General features: G+C 74.8%; 17 protein-coding genes. All 17 read left to right on the forward strand.

Translation table 11 applies throughout. The features are described 5' to 3' along the window. Positions 1-30 precede the first annotated feature (30 nt). Positions 31-1,104 (forward strand): FecCD family ABC transporter permease, encoded by a 1,074-nt coding sequence (locus ABWU78_RS08670; protein ID WP_290445496.1) that lies wholly within the window; start codon positions 31-33, stop codon positions 1,102-1,104. After that, on the forward strand, positions 1,101-1,922 hold the full coding sequence (locus tag ABWU78_RS08675) for a heme ABC transporter ATP-binding protein (RefSeq protein ID WP_353708740.1): 822 nt from the start codon (positions 1,101-1,103) through the stop codon (positions 1,920-1,922). The genes ABWU78_RS08670 and ABWU78_RS08675 overlap by 4 nt, the downstream gene beginning before the upstream one ends. Then, the gene (locus ABWU78_RS08680) at positions 1,919-3,304 is read left to right on the forward strand and encodes a hypothetical protein (RefSeq protein WP_353708741.1); all 1,386 of its coding nucleotides are present in this window, start codon (positions 1,919-1,921) and stop codon (positions 3,302-3,304) included. The genes ABWU78_RS08675 and ABWU78_RS08680 overlap by 4 nt, the downstream gene beginning before the upstream one ends. After that, on the forward strand, positions 3,301-4,686 hold the full coding sequence (locus tag ABWU78_RS08685) for a hypothetical protein (protein ID WP_253053331.1): 1,386 nt from the start codon (positions 3,301-3,303) through the stop codon (positions 4,684-4,686). Before ABWU78_RS08680 ends, ABWU78_RS08685 begins: the two co-directional genes overlap by 4 nt. A 164-nt stretch (positions 4,687-4,850) precedes the next feature. Beyond that, complete coding sequence (locus ABWU78_RS08690) at positions 4,851-6,233, forward strand: hypothetical protein (protein WP_439158124.1); 1,383 nt, start codon at positions 4,851-4,853, stop codon at positions 6,231-6,233. 8 nt (positions 6,234-6,241) lie between these two features. After that, a complete protein-coding gene (locus tag ABWU78_RS08695; protein ID WP_439158125.1) occupies positions 6,242-7,522 on the forward strand; it encodes a WxL protein peptidoglycan domain-containing protein in 1,281 nt (426 codons plus the stop codon). 175 nt (positions 7,523-7,697) lie between these two features. Further along, positions 7,698-9,038 carry a homoserine dehydrogenase gene (locus ABWU78_RS08700; RefSeq protein WP_439158126.1) on the forward strand — a complete coding sequence of 447 codons (1,341 nt, stop codon included), beginning with the start codon at positions 7,698-7,700 and terminating at the stop codon, positions 9,036-9,038. Next, positions 9,038-10,141 (forward strand): threonine synthase, encoded by a 1,104-nt coding sequence (thrC, locus tag ABWU78_RS08705; RefSeq protein WP_439158127.1) that lies wholly within the window; start codon positions 9,038-9,040, stop codon positions 10,139-10,141. The genes ABWU78_RS08700 and thrC overlap by 1 nt, the downstream gene beginning before the upstream one ends. Further along, positions 10,141-11,067 carry a homoserine kinase gene (gene thrB / locus ABWU78_RS08710; protein ID WP_439158128.1) on the forward strand — a complete coding sequence of 309 codons (927 nt, stop codon included), beginning with the start codon at positions 10,141-10,143 and terminating at the stop codon, positions 11,065-11,067. Before thrC ends, thrB begins: the two co-directional genes overlap by 1 nt. 261 nt (positions 11,068-11,328) lie before the next feature. Beyond that, positions 11,329-13,467 (forward strand): transcription termination factor Rho, encoded by a 2,139-nt coding sequence (rho, locus tag ABWU78_RS08715; RefSeq protein ID WP_439158129.1) that lies wholly within the window; start codon positions 11,329-11,331, stop codon positions 13,465-13,467. Positions 13,468-13,633: 166 nt separating this feature from the next. Beyond that, complete coding sequence (gene rpmE, locus ABWU78_RS08720; RefSeq protein ID WP_253053345.1) at positions 13,634-13,852, forward strand: 50S ribosomal protein L31; 219 nt, start codon at positions 13,634-13,636, stop codon at positions 13,850-13,852. A gap of 162 nt (positions 13,853-14,014) precedes the next feature. Further along, positions 14,015-15,118: a peptide chain release factor 1 gene (gene prfA, locus ABWU78_RS08725; RefSeq protein ID WP_253053347.1), complete on the forward strand. Its 1,104-nt coding sequence runs from the start codon at positions 14,015-14,017 to the stop codon at positions 15,116-15,118. Beyond that, the gene (gene prmC, locus ABWU78_RS08730) at positions 15,111-16,100 is read left to right on the forward strand and encodes a peptide chain release factor N(5)-glutamine methyltransferase (protein ID WP_439158130.1); all 990 of its coding nucleotides are present in this window, start codon (positions 15,111-15,113) and stop codon (positions 16,098-16,100) included. Before prfA ends, prmC begins: the two co-directional genes overlap by 8 nt. Beyond that, positions 16,097-16,801: an L-threonylcarbamoyladenylate synthase gene (locus ABWU78_RS08735; RefSeq protein ID WP_439158131.1), complete on the forward strand. Its 705-nt coding sequence runs from the start codon at positions 16,097-16,099 to the stop codon at positions 16,799-16,801. Before prmC ends, ABWU78_RS08735 begins: the two co-directional genes overlap by 4 nt. Next, positions 16,798-18,054 carry an MraY family glycosyltransferase gene (locus tag ABWU78_RS08740; RefSeq protein ID WP_439158132.1) on the forward strand — a complete coding sequence of 419 codons (1,257 nt, stop codon included), beginning with the start codon at positions 16,798-16,800 and terminating at the stop codon, positions 18,052-18,054. Before ABWU78_RS08735 ends, ABWU78_RS08740 begins: the two co-directional genes overlap by 4 nt. Beyond that, a complete protein-coding gene (locus tag ABWU78_RS08745; protein ID WP_439158133.1) occupies positions 18,051-18,545 on the forward strand; it encodes a hypothetical protein in 495 nt (164 codons plus the stop codon). Before ABWU78_RS08740 ends, ABWU78_RS08745 begins: the two co-directional genes overlap by 4 nt. 229 nt (positions 18,546-18,774) lie before the next feature. Next, positions 18,775-19,569 carry a F0F1 ATP synthase subunit A gene (atpB, locus tag ABWU78_RS08750; protein WP_253053357.1) on the forward strand — a complete coding sequence of 265 codons (795 nt, stop codon included), beginning with the start codon at positions 18,775-18,777 and terminating at the stop codon, positions 19,567-19,569. Positions 19,570-19,600 lie beyond the last annotated feature (31 nt).

Raw genomic sequence — 19,600 nt, forward strand, 5'->3', positions numbered from 1 at the left:
GACACCACCACCGATACGGCCGTCGCGACGCTGCGGGACCTCGACGGACCGGTCGCGCTCCCGCCGGCCCGGCCCGCGCGCGTGACCGCGCTCTTCGTCGCCCTCGCCCTCCTGCTCGTCGTCCTCGGGCTGGTCTCCGCCGGGATCGGGCAGCTCCACGTGCCGCCGTTCGAGGTGCTCGGATCGGTCCTGCACCGGCTCGGGCTCGACGTCGGGCCGATGCCCTCGCACCCCAACGGTGACGCGGCGCTGTGGACCATCCGGTTCCCGCGTGTCGTCATGGCGATGACGGTGGGCGCGGCGCTCGCGACCGCGGGCGCCGTCATGCAGGGCGTGTTCGGCAACCCGCTCGCCGAGCCGGGGGTCGTGGGGGTCTCGGCGGGGGCCGCCGTCGCCGCGTGCTCGACGATCGTCTTCGGCATCACCGTGCTCGGCCCGTGGACCATCGCGGTCGCCGCGTTCGTCGGCGGGCTGCTCACGACGCTCCTCGTCTACGCGCTCGCGCGGTCCCAGGGCCGCACCGAGGTCGTCACGCTCGTCCTCACGGGCGTCGCGGTCAACGCCGTGTGCGGCGCGGGCCTGGCTTTCCTCACGTTCCTCGGCGACACGCAGGCGCGCGAGCAGATCGTCTTCTGGCAGCTCGGCAGCCTCAACGGCACCCGGTGGCCGTACGTCGCGATCGTCCTGCCGCTCGTGCTCGTCGGGATCGGCGTGGCCGTCGTGCTCGCGCGCCGGCTCGACCTGCTCTCGCTCGGCGAGCGCGCCGCGCGCCACCTCGGGGTCGACGTCGAGCGGCTGCGGATCGTGTGCATCGTCGCGGTCGCGCTGCTCACGGGCGCGGCGGTCGCGTTCTGCGGGATCATCGCGTTCGTCGGGCTCGTCGTGCCGCACCTCGTGCGCATGGTCGTGGGGCCGGGGCACCGCGTGCTGGTCCCCGCGAGCGCGCTCGGCGGCGCGGTGCTGCTCACCGGCGCCGACCTGGTCGCCCGCACCGCGGTGCCGTACGCGGACCTGCCGCTCGGCATGCTCACCGCGCTCGTCGGCGGGCCGTTCTTCTTCTGGCTCCTGCGCCGCACGCGCCGTACGGCGGGGGGCTGGGCATGACCGCGACCGTGAACCCGCCCGTGCTGTCCGCCCGGGGCGTCGGCGTGCGGATCGAGGGCGCGACGATCCTCGCGGACGTCGACCTCGACGCGCTCGCGGGCGAGGTGCTCGTGCTCGTCGGACCCAACGGCGCGGGAAAGTCGACCCTGCTGGGCGTCCTCGCGGGCGACACGGCGCCGACGAGCGGGACCGTCGCGTGGGAGGGCGAGCCCCTCGCCGCGGTCGGCGTCGCCGAGCTCGCCCGACGTCGGGCGGTGCTCCTGCAGGAGACGCGCCTCAGCTTCCCGTTCCGCGTCGTCGACGTCGTCCGCATGGGTCGCGCGCCGTGGCGGGGCACGGCGCGCGAGGAGCACGACGACGAGGCCGTGGCGCGCGCGCACGTCACCGCCGACGTCCTGCACCTCGCCGCGCGCCGGTTCCCGAGCCTGTCGGGAGGGGAGAAGGCCCGCGCGTCGTTCGCGCGCGTCCTCGCCCAGGAGCCCCGGCTCCTGCTCCTCGACGAGCCGACCGCCGCCCTCGACATCCGCCACCAGGAGTACGTCCTCGCCCAGGCGCGCGAGCGTGCCGGGGTGGGCGACGCCGTCGTGGTCGTGCTGCACGACCTCTCGCTCGCCGCCGCGTGGGCGGACCGCGTCGTCGTGCTCGACGGCGGTCGGGTCGCCGGCGTGGGGACGCCCGACGAGGTGCTCACGGACGACCTCCTGACCCGCGTCTACCGCCATCCCGTGCGCACGCTGCGCCACCCCGAGACCGGCGAGCTGCTCGTCCTCCCGGCCCGCACCGCCACCCTGCCGACCCCGGAGCCGTCCCTCCCATGACCACCTCGACGATCCCGACAGCACACCCTCCCGTCCGCGCCCCGCGGCGGCCCGTCGCGCGCATCGCGCTCGCCGCGCTGCTCGCCCTCGTCGTGACCACGTCCGCGACCGTCGTCGGCACGGTCGTCGGTGCCGCTCCCGCGCACGCGGCGGCGCGCGTGACCGTGACGAACGACCAGGGCCGCGCGGAGGCTGATGCGACGTACGCGACGACGCTCACGCTCAGCGGCTCCGGGTTCCAGTCGATCCAGGGGGCGTTCGGCGGCGTGTACGTGTTCTTCGGCTGGGTGTCCGACCCCGCGGGCGGGTCGTGGGCACCGAGCCGCGGCGGCAGCACCGGCGCGGACTACCGGTACGTGCCCGACTCGGAGCAGGCCGACAACCAGGGCTTCCAGAAGTTCGTCGCCTTCCCGGGCTCGGACACGGAGTACGCCGCGAACGGCGGCGTGGTCGCCGCGGACGGGACGTGGTCGACGCGGCTCGTGGTCCCGGGCCCGACGTTCCAGGCGCTCGACCGCGGCGGGAACGCCGTGACCGTCGACTGCCGCGAGGTGCAGTGCGGGGTCATCACGATCGGCGCGCACGGCGTGCCGAACGCCAACAACGAGACGTTCACGCCGGTCGCGTTCACCGACGCCCAGGCGGGAGGCGGCACCGCCGCCGGCACGACGCCGGGCGCAGCGGACCAGGGCACGGTGGCGCAGGGCGAGACCGGCGATGCCACGCCACCGCCCGCACCCGCGGCCGCGGCCGGCACGGCGACGATCGGCGTCGACCAGGCGACCGCCGTCGCGGGCCGCGCGCTGAGCTTCGTGGCGCAGGGCTTCCAGCCGGGGGAGCAGGTCGTGGGGGTCCTGGACGACGGCGTGCTCGCCATCGGGCCGCTCACGGCCGGGAACCAGGGCGAGGTCGCGGGCCTGCTCGAGCTGCCCGCGGACCTACGGGTCGGGACGCACGTCCTCCGCCTGACGGGTGCCGGGTCGGGCCTCGCGCCCGAGGTCGAGATCACGGTCCGCAAGGACCCCGCCGCGGTGGCCGCGGAGGAGGCCGCGGCCGAGGCCGCCGCGAGCGCCGGGCAGGGGTACTCGCCGGCCGAGATCGCCGTCGGCGTGGCGGCGCTCGTCCTGCTCCTCGTGCTCGTCTCGTCGTTCGTCTCCGCACGTCGGCGGCGCCGCGCGGCGCGCCCGGGCGCGGCAGCGTCCGGCGAGGCCGAGGCCGCGCAGGAGGCGACGGCGGACGTCGGACCCGGGGGCGGGGCGGTGGCACCACCGGTCCCGGCCTTCCACGGCGGCCCGCGCGTCGACGCTCGCGACGACGCGCCGACCCAGAGCCTGCCGCCCGTGGTCGTCCCGCAGGGTGAGCCCGTGGGACGGCACGCATGAGCGCCGGGACGCGCGCGCGGCGCTGGGTCGCCCGGGTCGCGGCGCTCGCGGGGATCGGGCTGGTGGCGCTCGCGGGCACGGTCGGGCCCGGGGCGGCCGCCGCGACCGCGACGGGTGGGAGCCTCGGTACGGGGCTGGGCATCGACGACGACGGCCGACCGGACTCGGCGGGGCTGCCGGTGACGGTGACGGTCCCGACGCTGGACGCCGCCGGCGGGCCGTTCACCGTGTCCGACGCCCAGCTCCGGTGGGGCCTCAACCACGAGGCGGGCAGCGCCGCGTTCTTCGGTGGCTGCAACTTCCTCATGGCGGGCGTGCCCGGGAGAGACGGCGACACGCACGGCGGCACGGTCTGGACCGAGGCCCACGGCTTCTACCGCGCGAGCGAGGGCGACGTCCGCGTCGTGCGCACCGACGCGTCCGGCGTGGAGCGCACCGCGAGCTTCGCGACGCGGTGCCAGGCGCCCGACGGGCAGCAGGTGTCGCTCGCGAACAACCTCAGCACGGGCGGGCAGGTCGTCGTCGACGGCGGCGTCGGGACCGTGGACCCCGAGGCCGGGACCGCGACGATCCGGTGGAAGGGCACCTTCACGACCGTCTTCTACGGCGGCCTGACCTACTGGTGGGCCAGCGATCCCGTGCTCACCGTCCGGGCCGACGGCACGGGCGAGCTCACCGCGACCGCGGGCGGGTTCGGCACGTCCATGGAGGACATGACCCGGTGGGAGCGGCTGCCCGCGACGCAGGTCGTGCTCGCGGACCTCGAGAAGGTCCTGCTGGGCGACCGCGCCGGCTTCCGCGCCGTGCCGCGCTACCTCGGCGTCACGACGGCCGCGACCGGCCTCACCGTGCGGCAGGCGGCACGGACGAGCGACAACGCCGCCCACTGGGGGGCCTTCCCCACGAGCTTCGTGCAGTTCCAGGTGCGGACCGGGCAGGCCGCGTACTGGTACACGTCGGGCGGCCAGCGCGACTGGGCGAAGGTCGCGGCGCCGCTGTACGTGAGCTACGACGCCGACGCGCCCGTCCCGCAGGAGCCGGGCGGCGGGGCGACGCCGCCGGTGGGGACGGTGTCCAACCCCGTGCTCACGCCCCCCGGCGTCCGCACCGGGCCCGGCGCGGGGACCGGGAGCGGCTCGTCCGTCCCCCGGGCGCCGTCGTCGCTCGGACCGCCGACGGACACGGCCGCGCCCGTCGCGTTCCTCGCGAGCCCCGCCGCCACGATCGGCGCAACGCGCACCGGGCTCGTGCCCGAGCTCGCGGACGCCCTGCGCGACCCGTCGCAACGGCTCGCGCTCATGACCACCGGGCTGCTGCTCGCCTCCGCGGGCACTGTCGTCGGGTTCCGGAAGGGCTGGCTCGTCCTGCCCTTCCGGGGATAGAGGTCCGCCCCGCCGTCGGACCCGGGCTGGCACCCGGACCTGACGGCAGGGCGGTCGCGCCGGCTCGTCCGGCATCGCGCACGCGGGCAGCGCGCGCACCCACCACTCACGAGAGCACCACTCACGGAGCACAGGAGCCGGCACGGCCGGCACGAGAGGACATCATGCACACGCACAGACATCGGACGCGACCCACGCACCGGCTGGTCGCCGGCGCCGCCGTCGCCGCGATCGGCCTCGGCACGGTCTGGGTCGCCGCGCCCGCCCAGGCGGCCGAGCAGACCGTCGAGGGGGCCTCCTTCGTGTGGGGCCTCAACGGCTACGCGCAGAAGGGCATCTTCGGCCCCTGGTCGTACAAGAACCTCACGGGCGACGCCGCCCAGCTCGTCGGGAGCGTCTCCGGCGGGACGCAGTCCGAGTACGTCGTCGACCCGGTCCCGGCCACGTCGTTCCCGGCCGAGCACGCGGGCAAGACCCCCAACGCGGTCAAGTTCACCGAGGGCTCCGGCACGTACGACGCGGACACGCACGAGCTCGCTCTCGCGTGGTCCGGCAGCTACACGGTCAACGCCTACCCGGCCCAGTTCGGCGCTCCCGACGAGATCTACGCGAACCCGCAGCTCGTCGTCGAGGCGGACGGCTCCGGCTCGTTCAGCGCGGAGTTCACGCTCGGCGCAGGCATCGACATGTCCGGCAACCCCGTCGACGAGCAGAGCTACGGACGCCTCGACCTCGTGACGTTCTCCCCGGGCTCGGTCGATGTCGTCGACGCCGACACGGTCCGCATCACGCCCGACTTCCAGGGCATCGAGGTCGACCCCGCCGACAGCTCGCCGCAGACGCGCAACTGCGTCGCGTCGGGCACCGCGACGGGCTGGTGGGGCTCGTGGGCGCCCGAGTTCGTCAACACGCTGCCGGGCAGCGTCCGCCCGCACTTCTACTCGACCGGCTGCGGCGGCATGCAGGACCTCAAGCCGGCCCTGCCGATCGACGTCACCTACGCGGTCGACGCCGGCCCCGTCGACCCGGGTGGTCCGGGTGAGCCCGAGGAGCCCGGCGAGGGCGACGTGCCGATCGACGTGACCGTGCCCGAGGTCGAGGAGCCCGAGGAGCCGGGCGAGTTCGTCTGGACGATCGAGGGCGGCACCCCGGCCGTGAGCCTCGGCACCGCGACCGTGCGCGACGGCTCGTTCGTCGCGAGCGGCGTGCTGCCGAAGGTGACGATCACCGACACGCGCGCGGGCCAGCCTGCGTGGGCGATCAACGGGTCCGTGAGCGACTTCGCGTCGGGCAGCAAGACGTTCTCCGGCAAGTACCTCGGCTGGGGCCCGGCGCTCGCCGGGGACAACACGGTGGGCGCGGGCAACGGCCGCGTCGTCGTCGCGGGCGAGGGCGAGGGCCTCAAGGCGTCCTCCACGCTCGCGTCGGCTCCTGCCGGCCACCCGAAGGGCTCGGTCCAGGCCGAGGCCGCGATCGACCTGCGCCTGCCGCTCGACACGGGGGCCGGGGACTACACCGGCGTCCTGACCCTCACCGCGGTGGGCTGACCGGACCGATGAACCGAGACGCCGCCGCCCCCGTCCGTACGCACCGCCCCGCACGGGGCGCGGCGGCGCTCGTCGGTGCGCTCGCCGCCCTGCTCGCGCTCGTCCCTGCCGGGGCGGCGCGGGCGGGGGGCGAGGTGCCCACGGTGCCCGTGGCGCCCGTGGTCTCCGCCCTCGCGGGGGACACCACGGGCGACCTGAGCTGGGGTCTGCTGCCCGCCGACAACGACCACGGCACCGACCGGCCCAACTTCTCCTACGCCGTCGGACGCGGAGACACGATCTCCGACACCGTCGTCCTGACCAACCACTCCGCGCAGCGCCTCGAGCTGCGCACCTACGCCGCCGACGCGTTCACGACGACGTCCGGGCAGCTCGACCTGCTCCCCGCCGGGGAGACGTCCTCGGACCTCGGGTCGTGGATCGCCCTGGGGGCCGGCACGGTCACGGTCGACCCTGGCCAGTCCCTCGACGTCCCGTTCACGATCACCGTGCCCGACGACGCCTCGCCCGGCGACCACTCCGCCGGGGTCATCACCTCCCTCGTCCAGCAGGCGTCCGCGTCCACCGTCGCGCTCGACCGGCGTCTGGCGCTGCGCGTGCACGCGCGCGTCGAGGGTGCCCTGGCCCCGACGGTCGAGGTGAGCGACGTGGAGGTGGTCCACCACGACGTCGCGAACCCCTTCGGCACGTCGTCAGCGACCGTGCGGTACACCCTGACCAACACGGGGAACGCGCGCGTCGTGCCGGCCGAGTCCGTCACCGTGACCGGGCCGTTCGGCTGGGCGACCATCACCGGGGGTGACGGTGAGCTGCCGGAGCTGCTCCCCGGCTCGGCGCTCGAGCGCGAGGTCGCCGTGACCGGGGTGCGACCCCTGGGCCGCGCCGACGCCTCGGTGACCGTCACCGCCACAGCCGTCGGGATCGGCGGGGGAGCGACGGCGAGCGACGACGGCGGCGCGCAGACCTGGGCGGTCCCGTGGGCCGCTCTCGCGCTCGTCGGTCTGGTGCTGCTCGTCGCGCTGCGCGGCCCGGCGCTCGTCGCCGCGCTCCGTCGTCGTCGGGCCGCGAGGGCCGCCGCGGGCGGCGGCCGGGCGGCCGGCCCCGCGACCTCGACCTCGGGCGCGGTCCCGGAGAGCTCGGCGGCGGACCCCGCCCCGGAGGCGGGTGCCGCCGCGCAGGACCCGTCCGCGCTCACCGCAGCCCAGCTCGAGGAAGCCCTGGAACGCGCCCGCGCCGAGGGGCGCGCGCAGACGCTCGCGGAGCGCGGCGGCCGCGAACCGGAGGCCTGACTCCCGCTGTGGTCCGACACGTGGTCGGGCGGCGCCGTCGCGAGGGGTGGACACGTATCCTGTCGCTGCCGCTCCCACGCCCGACCCGTCGCCCCGCGCGACGGCGCGGCACCGGTCACCCGTGACCGGTCCCGGGCCCGGGAGCTCGCCCGCCCGTCCCCGAGGAAGGTCCGTCGTGCCCCCTGCCGCCGAGTCCCACCCGCCCCTGCGCGTCGCCCTGCTGGGGTGCGGCGTCGTCGGCACCCAGGTCGCGCGGCTGCTGACGGAGCAGGCGGACGACCTCGCCTCGCGCGTGGGCGCCCGCCTCGAGCTCGTCGGGATCGCGGTGCGGAACGCGGCCGCGCCGCGCGCCGCGTCGGTCGACCGCTCGCTCCTGACCGAGGACGCGGAGGATCTCGTCGCGCGCGCCGACATCGTCGTCGAGGTCATGGGCGGCATCGAGCCCGCCCGGTCGCTCCTGCTGCGCGCGATCGACGCCGGCGCCGCCGTCGTCACGGCGAACAAGGCGCTGCTCGCCGAGGACGGGCCGACGCTCTACAAGGCCGCCGACGCGGCCGGCGTCGACATCTACTTCGAGGCCGCCGTCGCGGGCGCGATCCCCATCGTGCGCCCGGTGCGCGAGTCGCTCGCGGGCGACCGCGTGCGCCGCGTGCTCGGCATCGTCAACGGGACCACGAACTACGTCCTCGACCAGATGGCCACCACGGGCATGGACCTCGAGGAGGCCGTCAAGGAGGCGCAGGACCTCGGCTACGCGGAGGCGGACCCGACGGCCGACGTCGAGGGCTACGACGCCGCGGCCAAGGCCGCGATCCTCGCGAGCCTCGCCTTCCACACCCGCGTCTCCCTCGACGACGTCGCGCGCGAGGGCATCATGTCCGTCACCGCCGACGACGTCGCGTGGGCGGCGCAGACCGGCCACGTCATCAAGCTCCTCGCCATCGCGGAGCGGCGCGAGGGCGCCGCGGTGGGCGCGTCGGCCGGCGTCTCGGTGCGCGTGCACCCGGCGCTCGTGCCGACGTCGCACCCCCTCGCGAACGTCCGCGGGTCGTTCAACGCGGTGTTCGTCGAGGCGGAGTCCGCGGGCGAGCTCATGTTCTACGGGCGGGGCGCCGGCGGCGCGCCCACGGCGTCGGCGGTCCTGGGCGACGTGGTCTCGGCCGCGCGCCACCGCGTGCTCGGGGGCAAGGGCCCGCAGGAGTCCACCTACGCCGAGCTCGCGATCCTCCCGGCGAGCGCAGCCGTGACCCGCTACCAGGTGCGCCTCGACGTCGACGACCGCCCGGGCGTGCTCGCGCAGGTCGCGCACGCGCTCGCCGAGCACGACGTCTCCATCGAGGCCGTCCGCCAGCCCGCGGCACCGGGCGGTGCGGGCGTCGCGGAGCCCGGGGTCGCCGAGCTCCTCATCACCACGCACGCGGCGCCGGAGTCGGCGCTGTCCGCGACCGTCGCGGCGGTCGCCGAGCTCGAGCCCGTCCGCACGATCACGTCCGTCCTGAGAGTCGAGGGAGCCTGATGGCCCACCAGTGGAGAGGCATCATCTCCGAGTACCGCGACCGTCTGCCGGCGCACGTCGCCGAGCGGATCGTCACGCTCGGCGAGGGCGGCACGCCGCTCGTCGAGGCCCCGGCGCTCTCGGAGCGCACCGGCGCGCAGGTCTTCGTCAAGGTCGAGGGCATGAACCCCACGGGGTCCTTCAAGGACCGCGGCATGACGACGGCGATCTCCGCGGCCGCGGGCCGCGGCGCGCGGGCGGTCGTGTGCGCGTCCACGGGCAACACGTCGGCGTCGGCCGCCGCGTACGCCGTGCGCGCCGGGATGACGTGCGCCGTGCTCGTCCCGGACGGCAAGATCGCGATGGGCAAGCTCAGCCAGGCGATCGCGCACGGCGCGCGCCTGCTCCAGGTCGACGGCAACTTCGACGACTGCCTCGTCGCCGCGCGCAAGCTCGCCGACTCCTACCCGGTCGAGCTCGTCAACTCGGTGAACCCCGACCGGATCGAGGGCCAGAAGACCGGCGCGTTCGAGATCGTCGACGCGCTGGGCGACGCGCCCGACATCCACGCGCTGCCCGTCGGCAACGCGGGGAACATCACCGCGTACTGGAAGGGCTTCCGCGAGTACGCGGGCCAGGGCGCGCCGGGGCACGCGGGCGAGGGGCTGCCGGCCGTGTCCACGCACATCCCGCAGATGTGGGGCTTCCAGGCCGCGGGCGCCGCGCCGATCGTCGCGGGCCACCCGATCACCGAGCCGGAGACGATCGCGACCGCGATCCGCATCGGGAACCCCGCGTCGTGGGAGCTCGCCGAGGCGGCGCGCGACGAGTCGGGCGGCGTCATCGAGGCCGTCACGGACGAGCAGATCCTCGCGGCCCACCGGGTCCTGTCGAGCGAGGTCGGCGTGTTCGTCGAGCCCGCGTCGGCGGCCGGTGTCGCCGGGATCCTCTCACGCGCCGAGCGCGGGCTCGTCCCCGCGGGCGCGCGCATCGTCGTCACGGTCACGGGCCACGGGCTCAAGGACCCGCAGTGGGCGCTGCGCACGCTCGACGGGAGCGAGGTCACCCCGACGCGCGTGAGCGCCGACGTCGTGTCCATCGCCGACGCCCTCGGGCTCGACTGATGCAGCTCGGCGCGGACCACGTGCGGGTGCGCGTCCCGGCGACGAGCGCCAACCTCGGCCCCGGCTTCGACGCGCTGGGGCTGGCGCTCGCTCTCCACGACGTGCTCGAGGTGCGTGCGCTCGCGAGCGACGACGTGGTCGTCGACGTCGAGGGAGAGGGCGCGGGGGAGGTGCCCGGCGACGCGTCCCACCTCGTCGTGCGTGCCCTGCGGGCCGCGCTCGACGTCGCGGGCGCTCCGCAGACGGGCCTGCACCTGACCTGCGTGAACCGCGTCCCGCACGGGCGCGGCCTCGGGTCCTCGGCGGCGGCCGTCGTCGCGGGCATCGTGGCCGCGCGGGCGCTCGTCGCCGACCCGTCGGTGCTCGACGACGACGTGGCCCTCGACCTCGCGACCGCCATCGAGGGGCACCCGGACAACGCGGCGCCCGCGCTCCTGGGCGGTGCCACCGTGGCGTGGGACGCCGGGTCCGAGGCGGGCGCCCGCGCGGTGCGGCTCGACGTGCACCCCGAGCTGCGCGCGACCGTGCTCGTGCCCTCGGCGCGGCTCGCGACCAGCCGGGCGCGGGGCGTGCTCCCGGCCCAGGTGCCGCACGCCGACGCCGCCTTCAACGCCGGGCGCGCCGCGCTCCTCGTCGAGGCGCTCACCCGGCGGCCCGACCTGCTGCTCGACGCCACGGACGACCGTCTGCACCAGGCGTACCGGGCGGACGTCATGCCGTCGTCGTTCGAGCTCGTCCAGGCGTTGCGCGCCCGCGGCCTCGCGGCGACCGTCTCGGGAGCCGGCCCGACCGTCCTCGTGCTCTCGGCGGCCGACGGGCTGGAGGAGGTCGCGCGCGTCGCGGACTCCCTCGTCGGGGGGACCGCCGACTGGGCCGTGCGCCGCCTCGACGTCGACACGCGGGGCGTCGTGGCCGAACGGCTCTGACCTCGGTCGCGCCGGTGCTAGGATGATTCCAGCCTTCGGTCACGCTCTCGCACCAGTACGTCCGCCCGCAGAGCGCGCTCTCATCCACCGGGTGTGCTGCGACCGAGCAGTCCGAGAGAAGGCAATCCAGCCCCGCGTCAGATGACGTCGTCGTACCACTGACGCGTGGCGACACCTACGCACCGGCCGTCACGGCCGGGCGTCGACCACCCGCGGCCCGCCCTCTGAGCGGCGGGCGCAAACGAGGGGGAAGGGTCCTTCGTGACAGACACCATCGACACCGCCACGAGCAGCGCGACCGGTTCGGCCGCTGCCGGCGGGACCGCCCGGACCGGCGCGCTCTCCACGCTGCGCCTCCCGGAGCTGCAGGCGCTCGCCTCGCAGCTCGGGGTCAAGGGCACGTCCAAGATGCGCAAGGGCGATCTTGTGGACGTCATCCGCGCCCGCACCGGCGAGCAGAGCGCCTCCGAGCGCCCCGCCGCGCCGCGGCGCGACACGGACGGGGCGAACGCCTCGGGCCGTGAGACGAGCGAGGCGCCCGCCGCCTCCGGGCGCGGCCGCAGCCGCCGCGCCGAGCGTCCCGCCGCGAGCCCGGCGACCACCACCGACAGCGCCGCGACGGCGCGCCAGGACGCGCCGTCGGCCGCGAGCCGCGAGGAGCGGACGGCCGCCCCCGTGCTCGACCTGCCCGTGCGTGCCGACGAGCAGCGCACGGAACAGCGCGGCGAGCGTCGCGACGGTCGTCGTGACTCCCGCTCGGAGGCCGCCGCCGCGGTCGCCGAGGCGCTCGGCGAGCAGGGCGTGCGCACGCGCGACACCTCGAACGAGTCCGCCGACGAGCGCGCCGCGCGCGCCGCCGCGGCGGTCGGCCTCGTCACGGGCGAGCGCGGCTCGCGCCGTGCGGGTCGCGGCGCCGGCGCACCCCGGAACGGCGAGGGCGACGGCGACGCGACGCGCGCCGACCGTCAGCGCGACCAGCAGGGCGGCGAGCGCCAGCGCGACCAGCAGGGCGGCGCCCCGCAGCGTGAGCAGCAGAGCGGTGGCCAGGGTCGCGGCGAGCGTCAGGGCGACCGGCGGGACGACCGCCAGCTGCTGGACGACGAGCGCGGCGGCCGACGCCGCCGGGGTCGCGACCGCGGCCGCGAGCGCGACCGCAAGCGTGGCCGCAACCGCCAGGGACCGGACCTCGCGGGCCTCGACGACATCGAGGTCAACGAGGACGACGTCCTGCTCCCCGTCGCCGGCATCCTCGACATCCTCGACAACTACGCGTTCGTGCGCACGAGCGGGTACCTGCCGGGCCAGAACGACGTCTACGTCTCGCTCGGCCAGGTGAAGAAGGCCGGCCTGCGCCGCGGTGACGCCGTCACCGGCGCGGTGCGCCAGCCGCGCGAGGGCGAGAACCAGGGCAACACGGCGCGCCAGAAGTTCAACGCGCTCGTCCGCCTGGACTCGGTCAACGGCATGTCGCCCGAGGAGGCGCGCCAGCGTCCCGAGTTCACCAAGCTCACGCCCCTGTACCCGCAGGAGCGCCTGCGCCTCGAGAACTCCGAGGCCACGCGCCTGACGCCGCGCGTCATCGACATCGTCGCGCCGATCGGCAAGGGTCAGCGCGGCCTCATCGTCGCGCCGCCCAAGGCCGGCAAGACGATCATCATGCAGCAGATCGCGAACGCGATCACGGCCAACAACCCCGAGGTCCACCTCATGGTGGTGCTCGTGGACGAGCGGCCCGAAGAGGTCACGGACATGGAGCGGACGGTGAAGGGCGAGGTCATCGCCTCGACGTTCGACCGCCCCGCGTCCGACCACACGATCGTCGCCGAGCTCGCGATCGAGCGCGCGAAGCGCCTGGTCGAGCTCGGCCAGGACGTCGTCGTGCTCCTCGACTCGCTGACCCGCCTGTCGCGTGCGTACAACCTCGCGGCGCCCGCCTCGGGCCGCATCCTGTCCGGTGGTGTGGACGCGTCCGCGCTCTACCCGCCCAAGCGGTTCTTCGGCGCGGCCCGCAACATCGAGAACGGCGGCTCGCTGACGATCCTCGCCTCGGCGCTCGTGGAGACGGGCTCCAAGATGGACGAGGTCATCTTCGAGGAGTTCAAGGGCACGGGGAACATGGAGCTCCGCCTGTCCCGCAACCTCGCCGACAAGCGCATCTTCCCGGCCGTGGACGTCAACGCGTCCGGCACGCGCCGCGAGGAGATCCTCCTGTCGCCGGACGAGCTGAAGATCGTCTACAAGCTCCGCCGCGTGATGGGCGCGCTCGACCAGCAGCAGGCGATCGAGCTGCTGCTCGGCCAGCTCAAGAAGACCCAGACGAACGTCGAGTTCCTGCTCCACGTCCAGAAGACGACGCCCGGCGGTCTCGCGGACGACGAGAACGTCGGCCGCACCATCTGACGGTCGGTCGGCAGGAGCCGACGGCGGGCGGCCCCGGGAAGTTCTCGGGGCGCCCGCGCGTTCTGGCACAATGGTTCGTCGGCCTGCGTCCGTCAGGCCGTGTGTCGCCGGTTCACAGGTGCGGTCGCCGCACCTGACCCGGAGACGTCACCCCAAGGAGAAAACCGTGAAGTCTGGTATCCACCCCGAGTACGTCGTCACCGAGGTGACCTGCACCTGTGGGAACACCTTTGTGACGCGCAGCACCGAGGCGTCGGGCAAGATCAGCTCCGACGTGTGCAGCGCCTGCCACCCGTTCTACACGGGCAAGCAGAAGATCCTCGACACCGGTGGCCGTGTGGCCCGCTTCGAGGCCCGCTACGGCAAGAAGGCCGCCGACAAGTAGCGACACCGCAGCGCCGGTGGTCCGATCCCGACAACCTCTCCAGGGGCAGTCGGCGAGATCGGACCACCGGCGCTGTTGCTTTGCCCGAGCGATCCTCCCGATCCTCGCGCGGTCGCGCCTCCCGCCGACGACCGCGACCCGCCCGTCACCGAGGAGCCGTCCGTGACCGAGTCGTTCGCCGCCGTCGAGCCGCTGCTGGCCGAGCACGCCGACATCGAGACCCAGCTCGCCGACCCCGCCGTCCACGCCGACGCGGGCCGCGCGCGCACGCTCGGGCGGCGCTACGCCGAGCTCAACCAGGTCGTCGGCGCGTACCGCGCGTGGCGCGAGGCGAGCGACGACGCCGAGGCCGCCGCGGAGCTCGCGACCCTCGGCGGGGAGGACGGGGAGGCGTTCGCCGCGGAGCTCCCCGGACTGCGCGCCGCCGAGGAGGAGGCGCGCGAGCGCCTGCGCCGCGTGCTCGTCCCGCGCGACCCGGACGACGGCCGCGACGTCATCCTCGAGATCAAGGCGGGCGAGGGCGGCGAGGAGTCGGCGCTGTTCGCCGGGGACCTGCTGCGCATGTACCTGCGGTACGCGGAGCGACGCGGCTGGAAGACGGAGGTCCTCGAGTCGACCGACTCCGACCTCGGCGGCTTCAAGGACGTCCAGGTGGCGGTCAAGGCGCGCAGCACGCCGTCCGACCCCGCGGACGGCGTCTGGGCGAACCTCAAGTACGAGGGCGGCGTACACCGGGTCCAGCGCGTCCCCGTGACCGAGTCGCAGGGACGGATCCACACGTCGGCGGCCGGGGTGCTCGTCTTCCCCGAGGTCGAGGACGCGGGCGAGGTCGAGATCGACCCGAACGACCTGCGCATCGACGTCTACCGCTCGTCCGGCCCGGGCGGGCAGTCCGTCAACACCACCGACTCCGCCGTGCGCATCACGCACCTGCCGACCGGCATCGTCGTGTCGATGCAGAACGAGAAGTCGCAGCTCCAGAACCGCGAGCAGGCGATGCGCGTCCTGCGCGCGCGCCTGCTCGCCGCCCAGCAGGAGGCTGCCGCCGCCGAGGCCGCCGACCTGCGCCGCTCCCAGGTCCGCACCGTCGACCGCTCCGAGCGCATCCGCACCTACAACTTCCCGGAGAACCGCATCGCGGACCACCGCACCGGGTACAAGGCGTACAACCTCGACCAGGTGCTCGACGGCGACCTCGACCCGGTCGTGCGCTCGGCGGTCGAGGCCGACGAGGCGGCGCGTCTCGCGAGCGCCGGCGATGCCTGAGCCGCTCGGTCCGACCCCGCCGTCGGACGGCGGCACCTCCGCCTGGCTGCGCTGGGCGACGGCCGTCCTCGACGCCGCCGGGGTGCCCTCGGCGCGCGCGGACGCCGAGCTCCTGCTCGCCCACGCCCTCGCGGTGCCCCGCGCCGAGGTGGCCCGTCGCGCGGTCCTCGGCACGCCCGTGCCGGACGACGTCGCGCCCGCCCTCGCGCAGCTCGTCGCCCGGCGCGCGCAGCGCGTGCCGCTCCAGCACCTCGTGGGCACCGCGCCGTTCCGGCACCTCGAGCTGGCCGTCGGACCGGGCGTCTTCGTCCCGCGGCCGGAGACCGAGCAGGTCGCGCAGGTCGCCGTCGACGAGGCCCGCGCGGTCGTGGCCGGAACGGGGCGCGCGACCGTGGTCGACCTGTGCACCGGCTCGGCGGCGATCGCGCTCGCCGTCGCGACGGAGGTCGCCGGGACCCACGTGCACGCGGTCGAGCTCGACGCCGCCGCCCACGCCTGGGCCGAGCGGAACGTGACGGCCGTGCGGGAGGCGAGCGGCGTCGTCGTGCGCCTGGTGCGGGGCGACGCCCGCACGGCGCTCGCCGGGCCCGCCGCCGACGGTGGTCTCGACGGCGTGGTCGACGTCGTCGTGTCCAACCCGCCGTACGTGCCCCCCGGCGCCGTCCCGCGCGACCCCGAGGTGGCCGACCACGACCCCGGCGTGGCGCTCTACGGCCTCGGGCCCGACGGTCTCGAGGTGCCGCGGGGGATCACGGCCGCGGCCGCGCGGCTCCTGCGTCCCGGCGGCCTCTACGTCATGGAGCACGCCGAGGTCCAGGCCGCCGCCGCGCGGGACATGGTCGCGGCGACCGGCGCGTTCGTCGACGTCCGCACCGTCGTCGACCTCACGGGACGCGACCGCATGGTCGTGGCCCGGCGCTCGGGACCCGAGCACGCCGGTGACCCGGAGCCCGCCCCCGAGCGTGGAAGGATGGACCCGTGAGCTCCGTCCACCCCGTGACCGACCCGAACACCTGGGGCGCCGGCATCGACGAGGCGGTCAACGCGATCTCCCGCGGTGGCCTCGTCGTGCTGCCCACCGACACCGTCTACGGCATCGGCGCCGACGCGTTCGACGCCGAGGCCGTCGCCGCGCTCCTCGCGGCCAAGGGCCGCGGCCGGCACATGCCGCCGCCCGTGCTCGTGCCCGACGCGCGCACGCTCGACGGGCTCGCCACCGACGTGCCCGACGCCGCGCGCCGCCTCGTCGAGGCCTTCTGGCCCGGAGGCTTCACGATCATCCTGCGGGCGCAGCCCTCGCTGGCCTGGGACCTGGGGGAGACGCACGGGACCGTCGCGCTGCGCATGCCCGACCACCCGGCGGCGCTCGCGCTCCTGCGCCGCACGGGCCCGCTCGCGGTGTCGTCGGCGAACGCGACCGGACGTCCCGCGGCCCTCGACGTCGACGACGCGCGGGCACAGCTCGGCGAGGCCGTGGCGGTCTACCTCGACGGCGGCGCGGCGACCGGCGGGGTGGCGTCGACCATCGTCGACGCGACGTCCGAGACGCTGCGCGTCGTGCGCCAGGGCGCGGTCACGCTCGACCGCCTCCGCGAGGTCGCGGACGTCGCGGGCCCGGACGACCCGCCCGCCGACGCCCAGACCGCCGACGACGCCGGGGAGCCGGAGGCGAACGGCGGGTGAGGGTCTACCTGCTCGTGATGCTCGTCGCCGCCGTGGTGACGTTCCTCACGACGCCCTTCGCGCGCTGGGTCGCGCTGCGCACCGGTGCGATCACCGCCGTGCGCGACCGCGACGTCCACACGATCCCGACCCCCCGCCTCGGCGGCCTCGCGATGCTGCTGGGCCTCGTGGTGGCGGTCGTCTTCGCGTCGCAGATGCCGTTCCTCGAGAGCGTGTTCGTCGGCGAGGTCGCGGGCCGGCTCGTGGCCGACCCGCGGATCTGGGGGATCGTGGGCGGGGCGGCGATCGTCTGCGTGCTCGGGATCGCCGACGACATCTGGGACCTCGACTGGATGACGAAGCTCGCGGGGCAGGTGCTCGCGGCGGGGCTGATGGCCACGCAGGGCGTCGTCCTGTACCGGCTGCCCCTCGGGATCGGGGACCAGCAGCTCATCTGGTCCTCGCGCCTCCAGCTCGCCGCGACGATCCTCGTGGTGGTCGTCGCGATGAACGCGGTCAACTTCGTCGACGGCCTGGACGGCCTGGCCGCGGGGCTCGTCGCGATCGGCGGCACGGCGTTCTTCGTCTACTCGTACGTGCTCACGCAGAAGGCGAGCGCCGACGACTACTCGAGCCTCGCGACGCTCGTGATCGCCGCGCTCGTCGGCATCTGCGTCGGCTTCCTGCCGCACAACTTCCATCCCGCGCGCATCTTCATGGGGGACTCGGGCTCGATGGTCCTCGGGCTCGTCATGTCGGCCGCGGCCATCGTCGTGACCGGCAAGATCGAGACCGACGCGCTCTCCGGCGCGCAGCAGATACCGGCCTTCATCCCGATCCTGCTGCCGCTCGCGGTGATCCTCCTGCCCCTGCTCGACATGGGCATGGCGGTGGTGCGCCGCGTCGCGCGGGGGAAGTCGCCGTTCCACCCGGACCGCATGCACCTGCACCACCGGATGCTCGCGATCGGGCACTCGCACCGGCGCGCCGTGCTCATCCTCTACGTCTGGACGGCGGTGTTCGCCTTCGCCGCCGTCGCGCTGGTGCAGTGGCACTGGCACGGCGTCGCCGTGGGCCTCGCCGTCGCCGTCCTGATCGCCGCGGTCCTCACCCTCGGCCCGCTGCGCACGCGTGGCCGGTTCCTGGACGACGACGCCGCGACGACGACGTCGTCCGTGCCCGTCACGACCACCACCTCCGACGACGACCCGAGCCCGGCCGCCCCGTCGGCCGCGCCCGCCGTCACGACACCGCCGAAGGAAGCCCTGAGATGACCACGAGCCAGCCCGATCCCGCCCAGCCGGACGGCGGGCAGCCCGCCGAGCAGCCCGCCGAGCAGACGATCGGCCCGCACGGCCAGGCCGTGCGCGCGGTCTTCCGGACCGCGCTGCGGGACGTCCTCGTGCTGCTGGGCGCGCTCACGGTCCTCGGCGTCGCGATCGGTGCGCTCGTCGCCGGGCTGCCGGGAGTGTGGGGCGCGCTCCTGGGCGTCGGCGTCGCGCTGCTCTTCTCGGCGACCACGGTCTGGGCGATGCTGCGCACGGTGGACGCGAGCCCGACGACGACCGCGGCGGTCGTCATGGGGAGCTGGCTCGCGAAGATGGTCGTGCTCATCGTCATCCTCGTGGTCCTGCGCGGCATGGACTTCTACGACCGGTGGGTCTTCGCCGGGGTCCTGCTCGTCGGCGTCGTCGGCTCCGCGGTGCTCGACTACCGGGCCGTGAGCAGGGGGCGGATCCCGTACGTCGAGCCCGACGCCCGCTGACCGACCACGCCCCTACCAGGCGGACGGCGCCCGGGCCAGGGACCAGTTGCCCGGAGCGCATGAGCAAAATGTCACAAGCGCCGCCAGATCGGCGTGAGCACGCCGATCCATACGTTAGGCTACTGGCGAATCCATGACGGCCAGGTCCGACGGCGTGCCCACCAACGAGTGACGGCTGCCCGGACCACACGACCATTGGGAGTCCACCCTGTCCACGCTTGCGACCCCCGTGCTCCTCGCTGCTTCCGAGAGCGAAGGTGGCTTCCACGCGCCGTCGATCGCCGACTTCTTCCCGCCGGCCATCCTCTTCGAGGGCACGATCTTCCAGATCGACCGCATCTGGATCGTCCGCGTCGTCGCGACGATCGTCCTGCTGTCGATCTTCGTCATCGCGGCGCGCCGCGCGAAGCTCGTCCCCGGCCGGTTCCAGAACGCCATCGAGATGATCCTCGACTTCGTGCGCGTGCAGGTCGTCGAGGAGATCATGGGCAAGGAGAACGCGAAGCGCTTCGTGCCCATGATCACGACGATCTTCTGCGCGATCCTCGCGTTCAACATCACGGGCATCATCACCGGCCTCAACATGGCCGGCACCGCCCGGATCGGCATCCCGCTGCTCCTCGCCCTCTGGGTCTTCGTGACCTACTGGTACGTCGGCATCAAGAAGCACGGCCTCGGCGGCTACCTCAAGAGCAACCTCTTCCCCCCGGGGATCCCGGCGCCGATCTACCTGATCGTCACGCCGATCGAGCTGCTCCAGATCCTCATCATCCGGCCGGCCTCGCTGGCCATCCGTCTCGTCGCCAACATGGTCGCCGGGCACATCATGCTCGTCCTGTGCTTCGCGGCCACGCAGTACTTCTTCTTCGAGGCGGCTCCCGCGATGAAGGCGCTCGGGGTCCTCAGCCTGGCCGGCGGCTTCGCCTTCACGCTCTTCGAGATCCTGGTCGCCGCGCTGCAGGCGTACATCTTCGCCCTGCTCGCCGCGGTCTACATCAACATGTCGCTCGAGGAAGAGCACTGACCTGACGGTCGGCGCGCCTCGCCGCTCGCAC

Source organism: Cellulosimicrobium sp. CpK407, from assembly GCF_051844275.1.
GTDB classification, from domain to species: domain Bacteria; phylum Actinomycetota; class Actinomycetes; order Actinomycetales; family Cellulomonadaceae; genus Cellulosimicrobium; species Cellulosimicrobium cellulans_G.